Genomic DNA, 23,011 nt, shown 5'->3' on the forward strand with positions numbered 1-23,011 from the left:
TAGGTTGGTTGCATACTAGTTCTATAACTAAATGTTATATTGATGACAAATGCCATAGCCCCGATTGTAGTGGAAATCCTTTTTCTTTTCTTTGAAAAGGAAAAGATTGCAACGGAAAGCGGGATTAAGCTCCTAAAAAAATCAATAAAAAAGAAAAGAATGTTTACAGGAATAATTGAAGCAACGGGAAAAGTAGAGAAAATTGACAAGAACGAAAGTAATATCGATTTTGTACTGAGTTGTCCTTTCACACAGGAGTTGAAAATCGACCAAAGCCTGGCTCATAACGGCTGTTGCCTGACTGTTGTGGAAATCAACAGCGATTCTTACAAGGTAACGGCGATCAACGAAACACTGGAAAAAACCAATCTTAATTTTTGGAATGTGGGAACGGAAGTGAATTTGGAACGCTGTTTGAAATTCGAAGGAAGATTGGATGGTCATATCGTTCAGGGTCACGTTGACAAAACCGGAGTTGTAGAAAGTATCGAAGACCAGAATGGAAGTTACTTTATTACAATTTCTTACGAAGAAACTACAGAATATACAACGGTTCCGCAAGGTTCTGTTACTGTAAACGGAACGAGTCTGACGGTTGCCGAGAGCGATACAAATAGGTTTTCTGTTGCAATAATTCCCTACACGTGGGAGTTTACAAATATGAAGCATTTGAAAATAGGTGATGTGGTGAATCTGGAATTCGACATCATTGGGAAATATGTTGCGAAACTTTTGAAAAAGCAAAATGCCATTAAGTGATTATAAAGGTTACCGGTTAAGAAATAGGGTTTTTATTGGATTTTTAGCGATTTGCTTCCTAAGTGTTATCACTTCGGCTGCTTTGTCGTTTGTGATTTTGCGTGACAATGCCAAGATGCAAAGCAAAACGGATATGCAGAATAAATCCGAAGCGCTGATGTCTTCTCTGGATTATGCACTTAGTCATTCTCAGGTAGAAACTAATGACATTCCTAAAATTCTTGAAAACGAAATCTATGAGATTGCCGATATCAACAAACACGATATTATCATCTATGATCTGAAAGGGAATTACCTTTTATCCAACAAGGAACCGAATCTTGTCATCCAGAAAAAAATGCCTGCTGATGTCATCAAGGCGATCAGAAAAAACGGAAAACAATATGATGATAAATCCTATGATGATAGATTGAAAGCGACAATTGTCTCTTCTTATATGGTGCTGAAGAATAACATGCTGGAAGATATTGCCTATGTTTATTTCCCCTATTACCACAATGAGAGTGCTTATATGGAGGTTTTCAAACATTATTTTGCATACATCATCGGTGTTAATCTTTTGATTATTCTGTTCAGTATCTGGTTTAGCTGGATTATTTCAAATAACCTAACAGAGGCAATTACACGTTTCACATCTATGATTAGCAGGATTAATCTGTTTGATAAAAATCTCCAGCCGATTAAATACTATAAGAACGATGAGCTAAACGCATTGGTAAAAGCTTATAATAAAATGATCTCTGAAATTGCTGACCAAAGGGAACGTCTTAGCTATATCGAAAAACAATCCGCGTGGGAAGAGATGGCAAAACAAGTGGCACACGAAGTTAAAAATCCTCTGACGCCAATGAAACTGATGATGCAGAATTTTGAAAGAAAATTTGATCCCAATGATCCGAATAACGAAATGAAAGTCAAAAACCTGAGCGAGGTCATCATCGGGCAAATTGATGTTATCAGTAGAGTAGCAAGTGCTTTTTCGGAGTTTGCACAACTGCCTAAAAGAAATGATGAGGAAATCAATCTTAATAAAGAAATCAAAAATGTTCTGACGATTTTCAGTGATGAAAATATTTTTGTCCATGCCAACCATGACAACATAATGATGAAGATCGACAGGGATTATCTGACAAGAATCATTACCAACCTTGTAACCAATGCCAGTCAGGCCAAAGCGGATGGTAGAAAATCGGTCATTAATGTTGATCTGGAGAAAATTGAAAAACGAATCCGAATCACAGTGGAAGATAATGGCATAGGAATCTCGGCGGATCAACTCGACAAAATTTTCGACCCGAATTTCACGTCAAAAAACAGCGGAATGGGAATCGGACTAACAATGGTGAAGCGAATGGTTGAAGACTATAACGGAACGATTACAGTGGTTTCAACTATTGATAAAGGAGCGATTTTCACTATCTCAATGCCTTCCAATCTTTAGATGAAACCATTTCGATTTAAGCAATTCGACATCCTGCAGAGTTCTGATGTTTTCCGGGTTGGGACAGACGCCGTTTTGTTAGGTGTTTTATCTGATGTGATGGGAGCAAAACAAATTCTGGAAGTCGGAACCGGAACCGGAATTATTTCCCTGATGCTGGCTCAGAGAAATCCTGATGCCAATATCTTAGCCATTGATATAAATTCCGAAGCTGTTAATATCTCTCAAACTAATTTTTTGAATTCTCCTTTTTCAGATAGAATCAAAAGTCAACTTCAGGATTTTAAACAATTTGAAACCGGGGAAAAATTTGATTTAATTATTTCGAATCCGCCTTATTTTGAAATTAACAGCTCTGACAAAGATATCCTGGCAAGACAAAGATTGGAGTTGGATTTCTCTGATTTGATCCAGAAGGCTTCACAATTACTTTCTGATGAAGGTTTGTTTTCTGTTGTTATTCCTATTGATTCCGAAAAACAATTCACTCAGATTTGTCTTAATAATAATCTGTTTCTCAAAAGAAAGGTCATTATTAAAGGAATCGAAACGGCTGAACCGAAAAGAGTAGTTTTAGAATATTCATTCCAACAATCGGGAACTAAAAAAGAGAATTTTGTTATTGAAAAGTCACCAAGAGTTTATTCCGATGAATATCTTGAGCTGACAAAAGATTTCCATATATTCAACAAAAAAGCTCTCTGAATTTTCAAAGAGCTTTTTTTATCTATAACTAATAATTTTTCTTATTCGAATAATTCCGCTGTGTCCAAAACAGAAACCTGTCCGTTTTCGCACCGGATGGCTTCGCCGGGATAATTCTGAATCATATGATAATCGTGTGTCGCCATTACAACTGCACAATGGTTTTCTTCCGCTAGATTTTTAAGAAGCGTCATAATATCGTTTGACGTTTCCGGGTCAAGATTTCCTGTTGGCTCATCTGCAAGAATCAATTCTGGATGATTTAACAAAGCTCTTGCAATCGCGGCACGTTGCTGCTCACCACCGGAAAGCTGATGTGGCATCTTGTGTTTTTTTGTTTTCATCCCAACGCTGGACAGGACTTCATCAATTCTTGCTTCCATTTTATGTTTGTCTTTCCAGCCGGTTGCCTGGAGGACAAAAAGAAGATTTTTTTCAATATTTCTATCCGGCAAAAGCTGAAAATCCTGGAAAACAATTCCTAATTTTCTTCTTAGGTTTGGAACGTCAGATTGTTTCAGTTTCTTCAAATCAAAACCTGCGACTTGTCCGCTTCCGCCTTGCAAGGGAAGTTGCCCGTAAAGGACTTTCAGAAGAGAGCTTTTCCCGGAACCTGTTTTCCCGATCAGATAACAGAATTTTCCTTTTTTGATATGAAGATCAACATCATTCAGGACGGTAAAGTTTTTCTGTACAATCTTAGCATTGCTCAAATCTATAATATCGATACCCGGATCATTTCTGTGCGGCATAATTAGAAAATTGAAAGTTTGTGAAAGTCAAAAATAGCAAAAACTTATTTTTCCGCTTTTACTTTTGGGAAATTTTAACAACAAAAAATGCTTGAAAATTTTTCAAGCATTTTTTGTATATGATAATTAAAGAAAATTATCTCTTAGCGCGAGATGCACTAACAGTTAAGCTCTTTCTGCCTTTCGCTCTTCTAGCTGCCAACACTCTTCTTCCGTTTGGTGTAGACATTCTTTCACGGAAACCGTGCTTGTTTCTTCTTTTTCTTTCAGATGGTTGGAATGTTCTTTTACTCATCACTAATATATTTAGTTCGTAATTATCTTTTTATTTTCAGACTGCAAATATAGGGATTTTATTTTGAGTGGCAAATATTTAAAAACTTTTTTATGTTAATTTTTCACTTCCCGTTTATTTCAATAATTATGGCAGCTATTTCCGCCTTCCGCTCCCAAACCTAACGAAGTGGTTCGACGAAGTCAATCTTTTCACTCCACTGCATAAAAAGAATTTCCGCTCAAGTTGGGCTGCGGATTCAACATAAAAACAACAGTTTGCAAAAATCCAATATTGTCTTCCGGAGGAATCTAGACGGTTGAGATTCTTTCAGAATGACAAAATTACGGTTTATAATTTCTAATCTTTAAATTTGTCTTAATCAAAAACAAGCGATGATAAAATCAAAACAAAATACAGAACATTATATCTGGGGTGGAAACTGCGACAGTTGGATTTTGCTTAACTCAAATAATCTTTCCATTAAGCAGGAAACGATGCCTCCAAATTCAAAAGAGCAATTGCATTTCCATAAAAATGCCCAACAATTTTTCTTTATTTTAAAAGGAAAAGCAATGTTTACTGTTGATGGAGAAGTTTCCGAGGTTGCTGAAAATTCGGGATTTCATATCTCGCCAAATAAAAATCACCTGATAGAAAATCAATCAGATGTTAATTTGGAATTTCTCGTCATATCGAATCCTTCAACAAATAATGATAGATTTGCAGTAGAAAAATAAAGGATGAAATCTCTATACAATCTTTTCGTTCACTTAATGATTTTCGGGATGAAAGTTTTCTCACTCTTCGATTCCAAAACAAAAAAAGGAGTCAGGGGAAGAAAAGAATCTCTGAAAATCGTTCGGGACAACATCCAGGGACAAAAAGTGCTTTGGATGCACGCTGCAAGTCTTGGCGAATATGAGCAGGGACTTCCGGTTCTTGAAAAGCTGAAAGAACAATTCCCGGAACATAAGACTCTAGTGACGTTTTTTTCACCTTCCGGTTATGAGAATGTGAAGAAAAGAAAACAGATTGCTGATGCTGTCTGCTATTTGCCTTTTGACAGAAAAAAAGATGTGAAAGACTTTGTTTCCTCTTTTGAGACGGAGATTTTCTTCACGGTTAAATATGATTATTGGTACAATCTTCTGGAAGAGTTGAAGAATCGGGGTGTGAAAATCTATGTGATTTCGGCTTTGTTTTATGAGCATCAAGTTTTTTTTGAAAGTTATGGAAAATGGTTTGCAAAACAGCTTCGTCAAAACATCGACTGGTTTTTTCATCAGACTATCAAATCACAGGCTTTGGCAAAAAAAATAGGATTGACCAATTCTACGGTTTCTGGTGATACACGATTTGACCGGGTGAAGCAATTTTTAGACAGAGATAATCACCTGGAATTCATAGAAGAATTCAAAGCAGGTCAAAAGCTGATTGTCTTCGGAAGCAGTTGGCAGGCAGAGGAAGATATTGCTCAGGTTGTGGCAAAAAAACTTCCCAAAACGAAACTCATCATTGCTCCACACGATTTGCACAGAGTTCCGCATCTGCAGAAATTATTTCCGAATGCTATATTATACAGTTCCCTTACAAATTCTCATATCCCTGAACTCTCAAACTCTCAAACTCTCATCATAGACAGCATTGGGAAACTTTCCAAATTGTATTCTTATGCGGATCTTGCGGTTGTTGGAGGCGGATTTCATTCGGCGGGTTTGCATAACATTCTGGAAGCGGCGGTCTATGGTGTTCCGGTGATTTTTGGAAATCAGTACAAAAAGAACCCGGAGGCAGATACACTGATTGAGGCGAAAGGCGCCAAATGTTTTGACGACTTTGTTGCGGCTTCAGCTTTTATCACAGAATTGATTAATAAAGATTCGCAGACAGAGGATGAAGAGAAATCTTTCCTGAAACAGATGTCCGAAAATGCTTACAATTTTGTGAATTCTCAGCCTGATGCGACGGAGATTATTATAAAGAAAATTCTGAACAAAACATCGTCGACTTAAACACGATGCTCACAAGGCTTGTCGCAAAGTTCACAACGAATTGAGCTGTATTTTTTGTGTTCTTTGTGAAAACTTTGCGTCTTTGTGGTTAAAAATCCTATTTCAAAAATCCCTGACTTTTTATCTCCTTCACAATCAATTCAAAATGGTCTGGGATATTTTCACATTTCAGCCAGTTGAAATCTAAACCGTTATTGATGCAAAGCTTTTCAAAATAAAGATTATTATGGATTTTGGAATCGATATCTGATAGAATTTCGTCAAATTCCAACCAATAATCTTCATCCAATTTTTTAATTTGAATTAAGGCTTTGAAAATCTTGTTGATAAGGTAAATGTAAAGTTTATAAACCGCATCGAATCTCTGTTTTTGTAATTTATCGTTGTGTCCCAAAATTTCATTAATCAAAAATAAATTCAAATAAACATCTCCAAATTTATCCGTTGTCACTTTGACATGTTCTGTGATTTCAGCGCTTAATTTTCGTACTAAAACCAGGAAATATTTCGGATTGCTTATGTATTTTGATATTTCTAAGATTCTTTCCTTGATGTAAGCTTCCATTGTGTTGCGCTTGTCATCTGTTGTTTCCTCATCGATAAGCTCAAAATACAATTTCTTGGACAGTAATTTGTCTTTCTTCAGTAATCTGAAAATCAACTTATCCTTTTCCGAATGCGAAAACTGACTGAGCGCGGCTTTAAATTCTTTTGAATATTCCATTAATTGAATAGTTTAGAATATTTCATAAATCCGTTAAAAGCCCAATTGGCTGTGTAATACAAAGATTTCAAAGTTGAAAATTTCATATAATTTTTATAAACCAGATATTGGTCTTTCATAATATTAGATTTATTCCTTGAAACACTGTTGGGAAGCATTCTGTATTTTGATAAAGTTTTTTGCAGAGGTTTTCCTTGTGGGATTTTTTTTAATAATTCCAGCCACATCACGTGGTCTTCACGTTTTGTACCTTCCGGAAAATAGAATTTCCCCACTCTTTCAGAATCATACATAGATGATAAAAGCGATAATCGGCAGGTCTTCAAAAGGTTACTGAAGGTCACAATGGTGTCTGCTTCAAAATCACCAATTTTTGTAGGATTTAGATTCTCATCACAACGAGAATAAGTGGAATAAGCCAATTCTGCATTTTCGGACTTCATAAAATTGACCATTTCTTCAAGGAAATTGGGTTCCCAAAAATCATCTGCATCCAGAAAAGTAATGAATCTTCCTGTCGCATTTTTTAACGAAATATTCCTAGCGTGACCCGCACCCCCATTTTTCTCGGCTTTGAAAACTTTGATTCGGGAATCTTTTTGATTGTGTAAAATTTCTACCGAATCATCTGTCGAACAATCATCAGTAATCAGCCATTCCCAATCCTGGAAAGTTTGATTGAGAACAGATTGGATGGTTTCATTCAGATATTTTGAAGAATTATAGTTCGGTGTGATGATAGAAATTTCTGCCACTTGCGATTTTTTGCAAAGATAAATAAAGCATGTAAGATAAAAGAATAAAGAGAAAGGACTCGAAAATTAATAGTGTTAAATTTAAAGTTGTCATTTCCTCTCAAAATCTTAACTTTGTGAATCTTAAAAAAAATCATTATTAATTCTTACTTCATAGAATGTTTTACGATCATCAGCAGATAGAAAAAAAGTGGCAGAAATACTGGGAAGACAATCAAACGTATAAAACTTCCAATAACACAGACAAACCCAAATTTTATGTTCTCGATATGTTTCCGTATCCTTCCGGAGCAGGACTTCACGTAGGTCACCCGCTTGGATACATTGCTTCCGACATTTATGCAAGATATAAAAGACATCAGGGTTTCAATGTGCTTCACCCTGTTGGTTACGACAGTTTCGGGCTTCCTGCTGAACAGTATGCAATCCAGACAGGTCAACATCCTGCGATTACCACTGAGCAAAACATTACAAGATACGAAGAACAGCTAAGAAAAATCGGTTTTTCTTTCGACTGGAGCAGAGAAGTAAGAACTTCCGATGCTTCTTATTATAAATGGACACAGTGGATTTTCATTGAATTGTTCCATTCATGGTATAATAAAGATACAGATAAAGCGGAACCTATTTCAACTTTAGTTAAACGTTTTGAAGAAATAGGAACAGAGGGTTTAAATGCCAATCAGAACGATGAATTGAATTTCACCGCAGAAGAATGGAAAGAAGCTTCTGAAATAGATAAGGAAGACATCCTTTTAAATTACCGTTTAGCTTATAGAGCAGAAACGACTGTGAACTGGTGTCCTGCATTGGGAACAGTATTGGCTAATGATGAGGTGAAAGACGGAAAATCCGAAAGAGGAGGTTTCCCTGTTTTCCAAAAGAAAATGATGCAGTGGAGCATGAGAATTTCTGCTTACTCTGAAAGATTATTACAGGGTTTAAAAACTTTGGACTGGCCGCAGCCTTTGAAAGATTCTCAGGAATACTGGATCGGAAAATCTCAGGGAGCACAGGTGAAATTTAATGTTGATGGTCATGACGAAATTGTTGAGGTTTTCACGACAAGACCTGATACAATCTTTGGAGCAACTTTTATGGTGTTGGCTCCTGAAAACCCTTTAGTAGAAACAATTACTACGGCAGAACAAAAAGCTGAAGTAGATACTTATATTGAAGAAACTTCCAAAAAATCTGAAAGAGACAGAATGTCTGACGTGAAAAACGTTTCCGGCGCTTTCACGGGAAGTTATGCTTTAAATCCTTTCAGTGGAGAAAGAATGCCAATCTATATTTCAGATTATGTTTTAATGGGCTACGGAACAGGAGCTGTAATGGCTGTTCCCGCGCATGATGAACGTGATCACAGATTTGCGAAGAAATTTAATTTAGAAATTAAAAAAGTTGTAGAAACGGACGAAGATGTTCAGGAGGCTTCTTTCGATTCTAAAGATTCGATTTGCGTAAATTCTGATTTCTTAAACGGTCTTAATTATAATGATGCAAAAGCAGCGATTATTGTAGCTATTGAGAAAAAAGGAATCGGTCACGGAACTACAAATTACAGACAACGTGATGCGATTTTCTCAAGACAAAGATATTGGGGAGAACCTGTTCCTATATATTATAAGGATGGAATGCCTTACACATTGCCAACTTCTACGTTGCCTTTGGAACTTCCTGAAGTTGAAAAATATTTGCCAACTGAAGACGGAGATCCGCCATTAGGAAATGCAAAAACATTTGCCTGGGACGAAGCAAATCAAAAAGTTGTTGATACGAATTTAATTGACGAAAAAACGGTTTTCCCGTTAGAATTATCTACAATGCCGGGTTGGGCGGGAAGCTCATGGTATTTCCTAAGATATATGGATCCAAATGATGATGAGGTTTTTGTAAAAAAAGAATTGGCAGATTATTGGGGACAAGTAGATTTGTATATAGGAGGTAGCGAACACGCAACTGGTCACTTATTATATTCCCGTTTCTGGAATATGTTCTTAAAAGATAGGGGATATATTAATCATGATGAGCCTTTCCAAAAGTTGATTAATCAGGGGATGATTTTGGGGATGAGTGCTTTTGTTTACAGAATTGATGGTACGAATCAATATGTTTCTAAAAATTTAGCAAAAGATTATAGAACGCAGGCTATCCATGTTGATGTATCTTTATTAAAAGGAACTTCTGATGAATTAGACACAGAAGCATTCAAAGCCTGGAGACCGGATTATGCTGATGCAGAATTTATTTTGGAAGACGGAAAATACATCACAGGCCGTGAAGTAGAAAAAATGTCTAAGTCTAAATATAACGTAGTAAATCCTGATGACATCTGTGAAGAATACGGAGCAGACGGTTTAAGATTATATGAGATGTTCTTAGGTCCGTTGGAGCAATCCAAGCCTTGGAATACACAAGGTTTAAGCGGAGTTTACGGTTTTCTTAAAAAATTCTGGAATCTGTATTTTGACGGAGATAATTTCTCTGTTTCTGATGAAGAACCGACAAAAGCAGAATACAAAGTTTTACATACATTAATAAAGAAGGTGGTTTACGATATCGAGAACTTCTCTTTCAATACTTCTGTATCTTCATTTATGATCGCTGTAAATGAATTACAAAAAATAAAATGCAACAAACGCAATATTTTGCAGCCTTTAGCTGTTATAATCTCACCATATGCGCCACATATTTGCGAAGAGGTATGGAATTTGCTGGGAAATAATGATTCTGTTGAATTTGAACCATTTCCTGTTCTTGATGAAAGCTATCTTGTTGAGGATGAGATAGATTATCCGGTAAGTTTCAATGGTAAGATGAAATTTAAAATCAAATTAGCGGCCGACTTAGGTAAGGAAGATGTTGAAAAATTGATGATGGAGAATGATGACGTAAAGAAGGTTTTAGGAGATAAATCAGTTAAAAATTTCATTTTTGTTCCGAAGAAAATCATTAATATTGTTATGTGATTTTACGGTTTTAAGAAATGTTAAGAAAAATTATCATTCTTTACATTGGAATTTATTAAAATTAAAATCATAATTTATGTAAATCAATTTTATATATCTTCCATTAATGTTTCTAAAAGAGATAATGAATTCATAAAAACACTGTTTTAATTTAATTAATAATTAAAAATTGCTATTTTAGCAGATAAAAAAATTGCAAGTCAAACGGAAAATAATTTTGCATTTTTCAAAAATTTGACTTTATTTTACACGATAAAATTTAACAATTATAATTTAGTTTTAATATGGAAATGAATGTTTCAAACACGGATGAGCAAGTAGTTGCTAAGAAAAAAGGAGGTCTTAACCCAGCGGTAATTATTCCTATCTTATTAGTAATAGGTATTGCCATTTATTTATTTGTTTGTGGTAACCCGTCTAACTTTCAAGAAGATGCGCGTATCAATGGTGTAGCTTCGGTTGCATTTGCAGATATCGAAAGTAAGGAATTGCACCCACACGGTCTTGGGATGGTTTACATGGGAGGGTTTATTGTACCAATCCTTATTACATTCATGATCACAGTAATAGTTTTCGCGATCGAGCGTGCATTCGTTTTGAGCAAAGCTTCTGGTAATGGTAATCTTGATAATTTTGTTTTAAAAATTAGAAGTTTATTGAACCAAAACAGAGTTGACGAAGCTCTTGAAGAGTGCGACAGACAACAAGGATCTGTAGGTAATGTTGTAAAAGAAGGTTTAACTACTTACAAAGCACTGGCGAAAGATACTACACTAGACAAAGAACAAAAAATGGCGGCTCTTAACAAAGCTATAGAAGAAGCAACAACTCTTGAAATGCCAATGTTGGAAAAGAACATGATGATCCTTTCTACTTTGGGAACAGTTGCAACATTAGTAGCACTATTGGGAACGGTAATCGGGATGATCAGAGCGTTCGCTGCTTTAGGTGGTGGAGGTGGAACTCCGGATGCTGCTGCATTATCAATTGGTATCTCAGAAGCCTTGATGAACACAGCTTTGGGTATTGGTACTTCTGCTATCGCAATTATCCTTTATAACTTCTTTACTTCTAAAATTGATGGTTTAACTTATAAGATTGACGAAATCTCTATGAGTATTCAACAGTCTTTTGCTGAGTTTCACTAAGAAATTAATAGCAATTGGAAATAAATAAAAATGTAAAACTTACATTTTTAAAATCATCATAAATTAGTTAACAAAGACATTTAAATAATGGCGAGAATTAAACCAAAAAGACATGGAGTAGTTACGGATATGACCGCGATGTGCGACGTTGCGTTCCTGCTACTTACATTCTTTATATTAACCACACAGTTCAAAAAACCTGATGTGGAGCAGATAAAACCGCCTTCTTCTATATCAGAGAAATTGCTTCCTGATGCAAGTCTTATGACGATTAATGTTACTCAGAATGGTGTATTCTATTTTCAACCGGTTGAAAACGGGACAGAAAGAATACAACTATTGGATAAAATGGGTCAGAAATACGGAATGAGTTTCACTGATCCTGAGAAAGTAGCATTTACAAAAGTACAGGCGGTAGGAGTACCAATGGGGCAGCTAAAAAGTTATTTGAATCTTCCAGAAGATCAGCAAAAAACTTTTAAGGCGAAAGATGGTATTCCAATGGATAGTACAAACAAGCAATTAATTGACTGGGTTCAACAAAGTTTAGCCGTTAATCCTAACTATAAGTTAGCAATTAAAGGAGATGTAACTACAAAATACCCGAAGGTGAAAAGTTTGTTTGAAGGTTTAAGAGATATTGACTTTCTTAAATTTTGGTTGATAACATCACAAGAAAAATCTGAATAATCAATAGAAATGGCAGAAGTTCAAGTAAAAGAGGATAGCGGGAAAGGCGGCAAAGTCCGTTCGAAAAAGCAGAACACCCGCGTAGATATGACGCCGATGGTAGACTTAGGTTTTCTTTTGATTACATTCTTTATGTTTACCACCACATTTAGCAAACCAAACGTAATGGATCTTGGTCTTCCTGCGAAACCGAAGGAAAACCAAAAACCACCAGATACAGAGATTAAACTAAGTAATTCAATTTCTATCATCATAGGCAAGGATAATAAGATTTTTTATCATCAGCAAGATCAACAAGGTCTTAACGATCAGACTCTTGTTGAAACCAACTTTGATAGAGAAGGAATTAGAAAAGTAATTGAGCAAGCAAAAGCTAGAGCAGCTGATAAAGACAAATTCACCGTAATTATCAAGCCGACTGACGATGCAGTATATAAGAACTTTGTAGATATTCTTGATGAAATGGCTATTACCAAAAATGAGAGATATGGGGTTACCGATATCAAACCTTGGGAATTGGCTGTTTATAAAAAGAAAGTTGGGGAATAACCTCTCTACAAGTATCATGTTAAAAATATAAACAATGGCAGATGATAATCTAAAATACGATCTGACTCTTGATGAGATTGTATTTGAAAATAGAAATAAAGAGTACGGAGCTTATGATCTAAGGACTACTTATCCTAAGTTGCTTACAAGGTCTTTTTTAATTGGGACAGCTTTCTTTCTTCTTTTGGCTGTTTCTCCGCTGATTTACCTTAAGATTCAACAAATGAATGCTAAGGAAAAAACCGAAGTGGATGCAAATCTGGTAAATATCCTGGAAGAAGAACCAATCATTGAGCAACCGAAAGAAGAAGAACCACCTCCACCACCTCCACCAAAAGAGGAAGAAAAACAGGAGGTAATCCAGAATGTTGTTCCGGAGCCGAAAAGAGTTCCAAAGATTGAAACACCACCACCACCAATTACACAACAATTGGAAACTACAACGGGGTTGCAGAATCAGGAAGGTGTGAAAACGCCAACTTATACGCCACCGCCACCGCCGCCGTCCACAGGTAAATCTACAACGGCTGAGGTAAAACCAGTAACAAACGAAGTTTATGAATCGGTTGATCAATCAGCTGAATTCCCGGGAGGTATTAATTCTTTCAGAAGTAAATTTCAAAATAATTTTGACTCTGGTAACTTGGAAGGTGAAGGTACTCTTAAAACGGAAGTTACTTTCGTAGTTGAAAAAGATGGTACACTAACTCAGGTAAAAGCCAATGGATCTAATGCTGATTTTAATAGAGAAGCTGAAGCTACTGTAAAAGGAATCAAGACAAAATGGACTCCTGGTAAAGTTAATGGACAGCCTGTAAGATCTAGATTTAGATTCCCAATTACAATGAATTTCCAATAGAATTTTTTTGTAATATCATATTAAAAAGAGAAGTTTTTATAACTTCTCTTTTTTTATTAGATTTGTATATGTTTAATTGGCTTTCTTTGATAACAGGAATTTTCTACATAGTTTTAGGAATCGTTGTTATACTTTATAAATTCTTCATCATTATTCTGGAACCTAATGTGGCTTACCCATTAGGAGGTTTATTAATAGCTTATGGTATCTTCAGAATAGTACGGGCTATTTTCAGAATTAAAAATGATAATTAAAATGAAAAAAATATTTTTCTTACTAGTGGCTATTTATGCTATTGCTTTTTCTTGTTCAAAAGAAAAGACAAAAGAAATTGATACGCCTAACAAAGGTGAAATTATCCTTGAGGCAGATGAGTCTTTTAAAAGCGTTACAGAAGCTTTAGTAGAAAGATATACTGCACTTAATCCTGAAACAAAAATCAATGTTGTTATCAAAAAAGAAGACTTAGGTTTACTTGATCTTTTAGATAAAAAAGTTAGGGTTATTGTAATGTCTCGTGAGCTTTCTGACGACGAAAAAAAAGCGTACGATGCCAAAATTGATTTGCCTTGGCAACCTGCCAAATTTGCTGCGGATGCAGTTCTTTTTGTTGTACCCAAAGATTCTCCTTTAGAATCAATTTCTATGGATGAAATTAATACTGAGTTGATGTCTGATAAAAAACGGTTGATTTTTGATGGTACCAACTCCAGTAATCTTAATTTCATTGCTCAAAAATTTAATAAAAATCCATCTGATCTGAAATTTTCAATTATCAATGGTAATGAAAATGTAGTAGAGCAATTGAAGAATTATCCCGACAAAATTGGCGTTATTAGTTTTAATACGATTAGCCGCCCTTTTGGGGAAGAAGCTCAAAAATTAAGAGCCCAATTAAAAGTTCTCAAAATTACAGAAGGAAATAAAAGCTATGAAGCTTCTCTTGATAATTTGAGAGATATGAGATATCCCTTTACAAGGGTTCTCTATTTTTTAACCAATGAAGCTTATTACGGATTAGGAAATGGATTTATACGATTTTCCTGTCAACAATTAGGGCAGATCATTGTTGAAAAAGAAGGTTTACAGCCTTACAATATATTCAAAAGGGAGGTACAAATGAGATAATATTAAATTTTAATATTATTTTAACTTAAAAAACTTTTTTTTATAAAATAATGGTCTGAATATTGCGATTCATACCAGCGATTTAATTTTTTGAAAAAATAATGAAAACAAAGTATATAATGAATTTAACGAAGAAAATTGCTTTAACTGCTGCAGTAGGTTTTTTTGTAAATCTAACTTTTGGACAAAGTGTCCAGGACGGTATCAATTATGTAGACAGTCAAAAGTATGCTAAGGCAAAACAAAATTTCACTGATTTAATTAATCAAAACCCTAAGGAAGCAAGTAATTATTTTTACTTAGGTAACACATATTTAACACAGTTCGATCCTAACTTCACAGAAGCTCAGGAAAGTTTTAATAAAGGTTTAGCCGCTGATCCGAAAAGTTATTTAAACAAAATCGGGTTGGCTTCTATAAAACTTGGTAAAGGTGACAAATCAGCAATCGCAGAAATTCAACAGATTGTAAAAGACTCTAAAGAAAAGGATGCGGAAGTATTGTTCAGAGCGGGAGAAGCTTTGACTTTATTTGAAAAAAACAGTTCTCCTGATCTAGCTATTACATATCTTAATAAAGCGATTGAAAAAGCACAAAAAGGAGGTGTTCCTGCCAATTATTATTATTCTTTAGGCGACGCTTACCGTTTGAAAAAAGATCCGGGAAATGCCATGTCTGCTTATGATAAAGCAGAAGCTGTAGCCAAAAATAAAGCTTCTGTATTCACAAGAAAAGGTACTCTTTGGATTGCTGCACAACAATGGCAACAAGCTAAAGAGAATATTGATAAAGCAATTGCCGTAGATCCTACTTATGCACCGGCTTACAAAGCTCTTGCTGGATTTAATATCAAGTATCAGAAAAATGCTGAGGCTACACAAAACCTTATTAATTATACAAAGTATGCGGACGATGATCCATATACCAAATTGGAAATTGCAAAACTTTACTTTACCAATGAAGATTATGCCAATGCTAAAAAAACCTTAGACGAGGTTTTTGATAAGGTTAATGACCCGATCAAATATAAATTAAGATCTTATATTCAATATGGAGATGGTGATTATGCTGGTGCGAAACAAAATATGGATACATTCCTTTCTCAGGCTGAGAAAAGTAGAGTACAGGCTTCTGATGAAGGTTTACAAGGTTTAATTGCTGCCGGATTAGCAAAAACTGAAAAGGATGCTGCTGTAAAAGCACAACTGGAAGCAGTGGCTCAACAGAAAGTTGCATTTGCGAAAGCCGCAAAAGATGAAACACTGAAATGGGACGAAGAATTGGCTAAAATAAAAGGCGGAATCAGTAATGCGTCTGCTAATCAAGGTCCAACAAATGCTACCATAGAGGCATTAAAAGCCAAAGTAGCAGCTAATCCTAAAGATACCGACTCACTTTATAAACTTGCTCAGGAATATCAAAATGTTCAGAACTGGAATGGCGCTATATTAACCTGGAGCAAGATGTCTTCTGCGTTACCAGATTGGGCTCCTGCTTATTATAGCCAGGGTTATGCTTATCAGCAGGCAGGAAATAATGATATGGCAAAATCTTCTTACGAAAAATTTATTTCTCTTGTGAAGCCGGCTGAGATAGAAGCGAGTAAGCAGAGTCTAGGTTATGCTTATTTCTTTATAGCTTATATGGAAAAAGATGCCAATCCTGAAAAAGCAAAACAAGCGATTGCGAAGTCACTTGAATATGAGCCGACATATCAGGATGCAATTAATCTTCAAAAGACTTTAAACAAATAATTTTTTAAAATTATTTTCATTATCAAACTTCCCAATTTCAAAAATTGGGAAGTTTTGTTTTAGTAAATTTGTATAAAAATTAGATTCAAATGAAATGTGATATTTTAGCAATCGGAGCTCATCCTGATGATGTAGAGTTGGGCTGTGGCGGAACCATTGTGAAATTGATTTCTGAAGGTAAAAAAATTGGTATTATTGATTTAACCGAAGGTGAATTAGGAACCAGAGGGACACGCGATACCAGAGCTGTTGAAGCGAAAAACGCGGCAGATATTATGGGAATCAGCATTAGAGAAAATCTTAAATTAAAAGATGGCTTCCTGAATAATTCTGAAGAGTATCAATTGAAAATTGTTGAAAAGATAAGAAAGTATCAACCGGAAATAGTATTGGCTAATGCTATAGATGATCGTCATCCGGATCATGCAAAAGCTGCAAAGCTAGTTTCCGATGCGTGTTTCTTGGCAGGATTGAGAAAGATAGAAACTTTTGATAAAGGAAACATTCAGGATGTCTGGAGACCGAAGCAAATTTTTCATTATATCCAATGGAAAAATATAACACCGGACTTTGTAGTTGATATATCTGGCTTTCTGAACAAAAAAATTGAAGCCTGTCTAGCCTACAAAACTCAATTTTATAATCCCGAATCCAACGAACCGATAACACCAATTGCAACCAAAGACTTTTTGGAGAGCCTGACTTACAGAGCACAAGATCTCGGAAGACTTTCAGGAGTAGAGTACGCTGAAGGATTCACAACAGAAAAATTGCTCGCTTTCAAAAATTTTGACGGAATTGTTTGTTAGTAATCGATAAAATTCTCTATATTTGCACACGCAAAACGGTGATTGTAGCTCAGTTGGTTAGAGCGTCGGATTGTGGTTCCGAAGGTCGTGGGTTCGAGACCCATCATTCACCCAAAACTAAAACGTTTCTCATAGAGAAGCGTTTTTTTTATTATATTGTAGGCTATAATTAATATATGGAAAATTACTTTAATCTTGTTTTTAATTATAAAAGATTATTGATAGCAAATATTCTTGTATTACTTTCTAAGTGTATAGTCATACTATTTTTTAAAGAACAATTTTCGGTCTTTGAAGATTATACTATTGCTGTAAACCTCATAAAATATCATCAATATTCCGAGTTTATTAATTTAGGCTCTACTGCTTATAAATTACCGATTTATCCTTTATTTGTCAGCATATTTGTCTATTTGTTCGACAGTGAAGCACTCAGATATGCTGCTGTAGCGCAATCCGTTTTATTTTTCTTAGTGCCTGTATTAATGTGCAAAATCACGAGATTTTTTAATCAGGAAAAAGTTGGGATAGCTGCAGGATATTTGTTTTTATTGTCTCCGGCTTACTATTTTTATTCATTTATAATAGAGGCGACTAACATATTTGTTCCGTTATTTCTTTATTGGATTTATTTATATTTAAAAATCTGGTTTCGGGATTCCGGTAGTTTTAAAGGCTATATTTTTTTCAGTTTTATAAGCGGAATATTATTTCTGACACAAGTTGTTGTGATTCCAATAGCCGGAATTTTAATTTTATCATTACTGATTTTCAAAAAGATTAATTTCAAAAATTTGATATTAATTTCTTTTGGAACAGTTTTGTTTTATTCGCCTTGGGTTATTAGAAATTATGTTGTATTTGACAAAATTATTATTTCAAAGACTCCGGTATGGCAAAACATTTATTTTGGATTCAAGGATAATGTTCAGTTTTTTGATGATTTGAAATTGATCCCTCTTAAAAGAGATGAAACCTTATATGAAATGAGAAGCGAGCATGATGAATTCTTATATGAAAAGGTTTTTAAAAATGAAGTAAGAAAAGTAACTAATTTTGAGCCTCATTTTTTCGTAAAGAAAGCTGTGGGCAATTTTATATGTCTTTGGTATGTGCCTTTGAAATATTATAATGACAATTCTTTATCAGTATTGGTAACAAGAAAATTGTACATTATTGTATTAAATATCCTAACCATAATCTCACTCGTATTTTTATACCGCCGATCAAAATTATTATTTTATTTTTCTCTTTTATTTTTTGCCAATTTTACCTTTCCTTATCTGATAGGTCATGCAGCAAACATTCGATTTAAGTTAGATTTTGAATGGTATCAGCTTATTTTAGCAGCATATCTGTCAACAGAATTAATAAAGAATTATAAACAAAAAAAGCGCATTATATAATGCGCTTTTTCTTTTTAAACCTCGTCGTCAGAATCTATCGTAAAAGATTTGGATTTGAAGTCTTTATCATGTCTTTCAGAAATTACATCCTCACCTTTTTGCTGGATAATAAAATCTGTCGATTCATTAAATAATTCCTGGAAACTTTTGAAATCTTCTTTATAAAGATAGATCTTGTGTTTTTCAAAAGTTGCTTCGCCATTTTCCCCGAAGTTTTTCTTACTTTCTGTAATGGTCAAATAATAATCACCCGCCTTTGTCTCCCGCACATCAAAGAAATAAGTTCTTCTGCCTGCTTTCAACACTTTAGTGAAAATCTCATTCTCATGTCGTTCCTTAAATTCACTCATTGTTAAATATTTTTTAGAAATCTGTATTAACAAATATAACAGAATTCTCGGAATTTCAAAATATTTTGTTAAAAAAATCTGTTAAATCCTCTTTTTTCTTAAAATATTGATAAAAAATGAGTTGAATTTATTTGTCGATTAATTCAAATATAGAATTTCATCTGCTCTTTTTGCGCTTGATTCTCTGTGAGTTATTATGATGGAAGTTGTATTTTTGATATCCTTATCAATGTTTTGTAAAATATTCTCTTCCGTTTCGGTATCCAAGGCGGAAAGGCAGTCATCAAAGATCAGAATATTGGGCTGTTTTATCATTGCTCTGGCAATACAAATCCTCTGTTTTTGCCCGCCAGAAAGCATTACACCGCGTTCACCAACCATCGTTTGATATTGCTCTTTGAATTCTTCAATATTTTTGTGAACATCTGCCTTTTTCGCCATTTCTACTACCAAATTATGATTTGGATTGTCAATGGCGAATCCAATATTGTTCTCTATCGTGTCAGAAAAAAGATAACTTTCTTGTGGCGTATAACCGATTTGGTCTCGGTAAAGTTTCAGATTATGAGTTTTTAGGTTCTTACCGTCGATAAGAATTTCACCTTCATCCGGATCAATTAACCGGCAAAGCAATTGTGCGATTGTTGATTTTCCGCTCCCGGTTTTACCCATTATTGCAAGCGATTTTCCGGCATTAATTTTAAAACTGAGATTTTCTATAGCCTTGATCCCCGTATTTGGATAAGTGTAGCTTACATTTCGGAATTCGATGTCGCCTGTTATCGGATAAACTTCATTATTTGTGTTAATAATTTCAGATTTCAAATCCAGAAACTCATTCACACGCTGCATACTGGCTTCCGCTCTTTGATTGACTGACGTTACCCAACCCAACATAGAGAAAGGAAAAATCAACATATTAATATACATAAAGAAGTCGGCAATGGTTCCTACACTCATTTCTCCGGCAATATATTTTTGCCCGCCAATGTAAAGAATCGCAACATTCAGAAGCCCGATGACGAAAATGATAATCGTAAAAAAGTAAGCTTCAGTTCTAGCCAGATCAAGCGCTTTGTCCTGATAATCTTTTACTTTGATTCCGTAATTTTTCTCAATATATCTTTCTTTACTGAAAAACTTTACAACCCGGATTCCGGAAAAACTGTCTTGTACAAATGTCGAAATTGCAGACTGGCTTTTCTGCATGACTTTCGATTTTTTGTTGATGATGTCGCTCACTTTATAAATCCCGTAAGAAAGGATCGGAAGCGGGATCAAAGTCCAAAGTGTCATCTGCAGATCGGTCATAAACATGTAAACGCTGGTAATGATTAATAAGATAATCAAATTCACAACATACATCACACCAGGCCCAAGATACATTCTGATGGCTACAACATCTTCACTCAAGCGATTCAACAGATCTCCAATGGTTGTCTTTTTATAATCTGTGACCGACAATTCCTGATAATGGCGATAGATTTTATTTTTTAGTTCGTACTCAATCCTTCTGGATGCTACAATAATAGTTTGCCTCATCATAAAGGTAAAGAAGCCCGAAAGTAACGAACACCCAATTAATATTCCTGAGTTGATAAAAATTACTCTGAAATAAGTCCAGTTATTCTTAACATTATCAATGATGTTAAGGTCTGATGATAAGTTAAGTGTTGAGTAATTTTTCTCAATGATATTAATGGTCTGACCGATATACTGGATTTTGTAGATCGCGAAAAAATTACTCAGGACAATGAATAAAAATCCCCAAAAAAGTAAGACGCGATGTTTCCAGAAATATGGATTCAGTGTTTTTAAAGCTTTCATTTTTTTACACTCCGATTTTCCAAAGTCCTTGCAAAATTAATGATTTAAAATTTCAGATAACACTTTACAACCAGATTTGAGATTTCTTAACAAATGATAAGTTATTTTGAAAATAATGAGGCACAAAACTTGACATTAATCTGTAATTTTGTAACCGAAAAATCTAAATAAATGACCCCTAAACCAAAGTATGATGTTGCATTGATCGGAGGTGGTATAATGAGTGCAACTTTGGCAACAATGCTTCACGAATTTGACCCGAATCTGGAAATTGTAATTTTTGAGCGATTAGGCGAAGTGGCAAAAGAAAGTTCATCTGCATGGAACAATGCAGGAACAGGACATTCCGCTTTTTGTGAACTGAATTACACGCCGGAAAAAGAAGGTAAAATTGACATCAAAAAAGCGGAATATATTGCTGAACAGTTCGAAGTTTCTAAGCAATTCTGGTCTTACCTGATTAATAAAGGTATTATTGATAAGCCGAAAGAATTCATCAATTCCTGCTCACATATGAGCTTTGTTTTTGGTGAAAAAGATGTGGAATATCTTAAAAAAAGACACGAAGCATTACAAAAGTCGCCTCTGTTCCAAGGGATGGAATATTCTGATGATCATCAAAAACTGAACGAATGGGTTCCGCTAATGATGCATAAAAGAATGCCATCGGACAAACTGGCTGCAACTAAAATGGATATGGGAACCGATGTCGATTTCGGAAAATTAACGTCGAAATTAATTGATCATCTCAACAGAACTGAATCTGTAGAAGTTTTCACTTACCACGAGGTTAAAGATATTGATGCCGATGGAAAAGGTGGCTGGGAACTGCAGGTCAATGACAGGAAAAATCTTCATAAACAAACTGTAAACGCTGACTTTGTTTTCATAGGAGCCGGCGGTTATGCTTTACCACTTTTGGAGAGTTCAGGCATCGAGGAAAGCAAAGGTTATGGCGGTTTTCCTGTAAGCGGGCAATGGCTGGTTACAACCAACCCGGAATTGGTGGAAAAACACCACGCTAAAGTTTATACACAGGCAACGGTTGGTGCGCCGCCAATGTCAGTTCCACATCTTGATCTTCGAATTATTGACGGAAAAAAAGCATTGTTGTTCGGGCCTTTTGCAGGATTTTCAACTAAGTTTCTAAAAGAAGGAAGTTATCTGGATTTGCCGGAAAGTGTTAACTTCAAAAATATCCGTTCTTTGTTCGGAGCTTGGTGGCACAATATGCCTTTAACGAGATATTTGATTCAGCAAGTAACGATGAACAAATCTCAGAGAATGTCACATCTGAGGGATTTTGTGAAAGATGCAAAAGAAGAAGACTGGGAACTGAAACATGCAGGACAAAGAGTCCAGATTATTAAAAGAGACCGTTTCGAAGGTGGAAGACTAGAGTTCGGGACAGAAGTTGTTGTGAACAAAGAAGGAAATATCGCATCATTATTAGGGGCTTCGCCTGGAGCAAGTACATCTGCATTTGCAATGATAATGGTTTTGGAGAAATGTTTTGAAAAGAAACTGACAACAGACTGGTATGATAAACTTCTGGAAATGATACCAAGTTATGGTAAAAAATTAGCTGAGCATCCGGAATTGATTCATCACATCAGAGATTATTCTAAAGAAAAACTGGAATTGGACTATTAATACAGAACTCAACCAATGAGTGAAACAAAAGTAAAACCGAATATCTCCGAAGACCTTCTTCTGAAACTGAAAACGGAAATCCTGGAAGAAAAGCAAGTCATATTGCATTGCTGTTACAAATCAGATGTGTTTTTGGAGGAGAAAATCAGAATTTGGTCTTCAACTTATTTGGTTGACAGGCATTCTGAACATATTTCCAAGCTGATTCATTTTGAGAATATCAGCTTGTTCCCGGATTGGACAGATGTCCCTTATGGAAAAGAATATTGGTTTACATTGATTTTCTCAGGATTACCAAAAGATTGCCTCGTTTTTGATTTTATCGAATTGATTCCTCAGAATGGCGGATTTTTTCAGGAAGGTATTGTAAGAAATTCTTCTGATGTATATAAAATCAAATTGGATATATAACAAGAAAGGTTCAGATATTTCTGAACCTTT

23 protein-coding genes and 1 tRNA gene are annotated in these 23,011 nt (G+C 35.1%); 18 read left to right on the forward strand and 6 right to left on the reverse strand.

Going from position 1 to position 23,011, the window contains the following annotated elements:
* The first annotated feature begins 159 nt into the window (after positions 1–159).
* The 3 genes from AC5P2S_RS02480 to AC5P2S_RS02490 are packed head-to-tail and all read left to right on the forward strand — an operon-like array spanning position 160 to position 2,905.
* Positions 160–759: a riboflavin synthase gene (locus tag AC5P2S_RS02480; protein WP_283416471.1), complete on the forward strand. Its 600-nt coding sequence runs from the start codon at positions 160–162 to the stop codon at positions 757–759.
* Entirely contained in the window at positions 746–2,200 is a 1,455-nt protein-coding gene (locus tag AC5P2S_RS02485; RefSeq protein WP_494556094.1) for a sensor histidine kinase, read from the forward strand. Before AC5P2S_RS02480 ends, AC5P2S_RS02485 begins: the two co-directional genes overlap by 14 nt.
* Positions 2,201–2,905 carry a tRNA1(Val) (adenine(37)-N6)-methyltransferase gene (locus AC5P2S_RS02490; RefSeq protein ID WP_494556095.1) on the forward strand — a complete coding sequence of 235 codons (705 nt, stop codon included), beginning with the start codon at positions 2,201–2,203 and terminating at the stop codon, positions 2,903–2,905.
* 41 nt (positions 2,906–2,946) lie between these two features.
* Here AC5P2S_RS02490 and AC5P2S_RS02495 read toward each other — a convergent pair whose 3' ends face one another.
* Together AC5P2S_RS02495 and rpmH are read right to left on the reverse strand one after the other, a co-directional pair.
* The gene (locus tag AC5P2S_RS02495; protein WP_120213870.1) at positions 2,947–3,657 is read right to left on the reverse strand and encodes a cell division ATP-binding protein FtsE; all 711 of its coding nucleotides are present in this window, start codon (positions 3,655–3,657) and stop codon (positions 2,947–2,949) included.
* 136 nt (positions 3,658–3,793) lie between these two features.
* A complete protein-coding gene (gene rpmH / locus AC5P2S_RS02500; protein ID WP_007843334.1) occupies positions 3,794–3,952 on the reverse strand; it encodes a 50S ribosomal protein L34 in 159 nt (52 codons plus the stop codon).
* A gap of 374 nt (positions 3,953–4,326) precedes the next feature.
* Here rpmH and AC5P2S_RS02505 point away from each other — a divergent pair, with 374 nt between their 5' ends.
* Complete coding sequence (locus AC5P2S_RS02505; RefSeq protein ID WP_494556096.1) at positions 4,327–4,671, forward strand: cupin domain-containing protein; 345 nt, start codon at positions 4,327–4,329, stop codon at positions 4,669–4,671.
* 3 nt (positions 4,672–4,674) lie between these two features.
* A complete protein-coding gene (locus tag AC5P2S_RS02510) occupies positions 4,675–5,946 on the forward strand; it encodes a 3-deoxy-D-manno-octulosonic acid transferase (protein WP_494556097.1) in 1,272 nt (423 codons plus the stop codon).
* A 97-nt stretch (positions 5,947–6,043) separates the two neighbouring features.
* Here the strand turns inward: AC5P2S_RS02510 and AC5P2S_RS02515 are convergent, their stop codons facing one another.
* Both AC5P2S_RS02515 and AC5P2S_RS02520 read right to left on the reverse strand, forming a co-directional pair.
* Positions 6,044–6,670 (reverse strand): deoxyuridine 5'-triphosphate nucleotidohydrolase, encoded by a 627-nt coding sequence (locus AC5P2S_RS02515; RefSeq protein WP_494556098.1) that lies wholly within the window; start codon positions 6,668–6,670, stop codon positions 6,044–6,046.
* On the reverse strand, positions 6,670–7,425 hold the full coding sequence (locus AC5P2S_RS02520; protein WP_494556099.1) for a glycosyltransferase family 2 protein: 756 nt from the start codon (positions 7,423–7,425) through the stop codon (positions 6,670–6,672). Before AC5P2S_RS02520 ends, AC5P2S_RS02515 begins: the two co-directional genes overlap by 1 nt.
* A gap of 158 nt (positions 7,426–7,583) precedes the next feature.
* On the opposite strand from AC5P2S_RS02520, the gene leuS reads away from it, so the two are divergent.
* The 11 genes from leuS to AC5P2S_RS02575 all read left to right on the forward strand — a co-directional run bounded on the left by leuS (position 7,584) and on the right by AC5P2S_RS02575 (position 18,740).
* Complete coding sequence (leuS, locus tag AC5P2S_RS02525) at positions 7,584–10,397, forward strand: leucine--tRNA ligase (protein ID WP_494556100.1); 2,814 nt, start codon at positions 7,584–7,586, stop codon at positions 10,395–10,397.
* Positions 10,398–10,681: 284 nt separating this feature from the next.
* Positions 10,682–11,545 (forward strand): MotA/TolQ/ExbB proton channel family protein, encoded by an 864-nt coding sequence (locus AC5P2S_RS02530; RefSeq protein WP_283416203.1) that lies wholly within the window; start codon positions 10,682–10,684, stop codon positions 11,543–11,545.
* An 87-nt stretch (positions 11,546–11,632) separates the two neighbouring features.
* On the forward strand, positions 11,633–12,235 hold the full coding sequence (locus AC5P2S_RS02535; protein WP_494556101.1) for an ExbD/TolR family protein: 603 nt from the start codon (positions 11,633–11,635) through the stop codon (positions 12,233–12,235).
* Positions 12,236–12,244: 9 nt separating this feature from the next.
* A complete protein-coding gene (locus AC5P2S_RS02540) occupies positions 12,245–12,784 on the forward strand; it encodes an ExbD/TolR family protein (RefSeq protein WP_283416205.1) in 540 nt (179 codons plus the stop codon).
* Between the two features lie 34 nt (positions 12,785–12,818).
* Positions 12,819–13,643, forward strand: coding sequence for an energy transducer TonB (locus AC5P2S_RS02545; RefSeq protein ID WP_283416206.1), 825 nt, complete (start codon positions 12,819–12,821; stop codon positions 13,641–13,643).
* A 68-nt stretch (positions 13,644–13,711) separates the two neighbouring features.
* A complete protein-coding gene (locus tag AC5P2S_RS02550) occupies positions 13,712–13,897 on the forward strand; it encodes a C4-dicarboxylate ABC transporter (protein WP_283416207.1) in 186 nt (61 codons plus the stop codon).
* A 1-nt stretch (position 13,898) separates the two neighbouring features.
* Entirely contained in the window at positions 13,899–14,771 is an 873-nt protein-coding gene (locus AC5P2S_RS02555) for a PstS family phosphate ABC transporter substrate-binding protein (protein WP_494556102.1), read from the forward strand.
* A 119-nt stretch (positions 14,772–14,890) separates the two neighbouring features.
* The gene (locus AC5P2S_RS02560) at positions 14,891–16,525 is read left to right on the forward strand and encodes a tetratricopeptide repeat protein (RefSeq protein ID WP_494556103.1); all 1,635 of its coding nucleotides are present in this window, start codon (positions 14,891–14,893) and stop codon (positions 16,523–16,525) included.
* 89 nt (positions 16,526–16,614) lie between these two features.
* Positions 16,615–17,334, forward strand: coding sequence for a bacillithiol biosynthesis deacetylase BshB1 (gene bshB1 / locus AC5P2S_RS02565; RefSeq protein ID WP_494556104.1), 720 nt, complete (start codon positions 16,615–16,617; stop codon positions 17,332–17,334).
* A gap of 37 nt (positions 17,335–17,371) precedes the next feature.
* Positions 17,372–17,447: transfer RNA gene (locus tag AC5P2S_RS02570), tRNA-His, on the forward strand.
* A gap of 63 nt (positions 17,448–17,510) precedes the next feature.
* Positions 17,511–18,740, forward strand: a complete 1,230-nt coding sequence (locus tag AC5P2S_RS02575; RefSeq protein WP_494556105.1) for a hypothetical protein — start codon at positions 17,511–17,513, stop codon at positions 18,738–18,740.
* 14 nt (positions 18,741–18,754) lie between these two features.
* On the opposite strand, the gene AC5P2S_RS02580 is transcribed toward AC5P2S_RS02575, so the two are convergent.
* Both AC5P2S_RS02580 and AC5P2S_RS02585 read right to left on the reverse strand, forming a co-directional pair.
* Positions 18,755–19,090 carry a DUF3276 family protein gene (locus tag AC5P2S_RS02580; RefSeq protein ID WP_027383662.1) on the reverse strand — a complete coding sequence of 112 codons (336 nt, stop codon included), beginning with the start codon at positions 19,088–19,090 and terminating at the stop codon, positions 18,755–18,757.
* 138 nt (positions 19,091–19,228) lie between these two features.
* Entirely contained in the window at positions 19,229–20,917 is a 1,689-nt protein-coding gene (locus AC5P2S_RS02585) for an ABC transporter ATP-binding protein (protein ID WP_494556106.1), read from the reverse strand.
* Between the two features lie 171 nt (positions 20,918–21,088).
* Between AC5P2S_RS02585 and mqo the strand changes: the two genes are divergently transcribed.
* On the forward strand, positions 21,089–22,570 hold the full coding sequence (gene mqo, locus AC5P2S_RS02590) for a malate dehydrogenase (quinone) (RefSeq protein ID WP_494556107.1): 1,482 nt from the start codon (positions 21,089–21,091) through the stop codon (positions 22,568–22,570).
* Between the two features lie 15 nt (positions 22,571–22,585).
* Positions 22,586–22,981 carry a hypothetical protein gene (locus AC5P2S_RS02595; RefSeq protein ID WP_494556108.1) on the forward strand — a complete coding sequence of 132 codons (396 nt, stop codon included), beginning with the start codon at positions 22,586–22,588 and terminating at the stop codon, positions 22,979–22,981.
* Positions 22,982–23,011: the final 30 nt, after the last annotated feature.

This window comes from Epilithonimonas sp. 33E, from assembly GCF_059372615.1.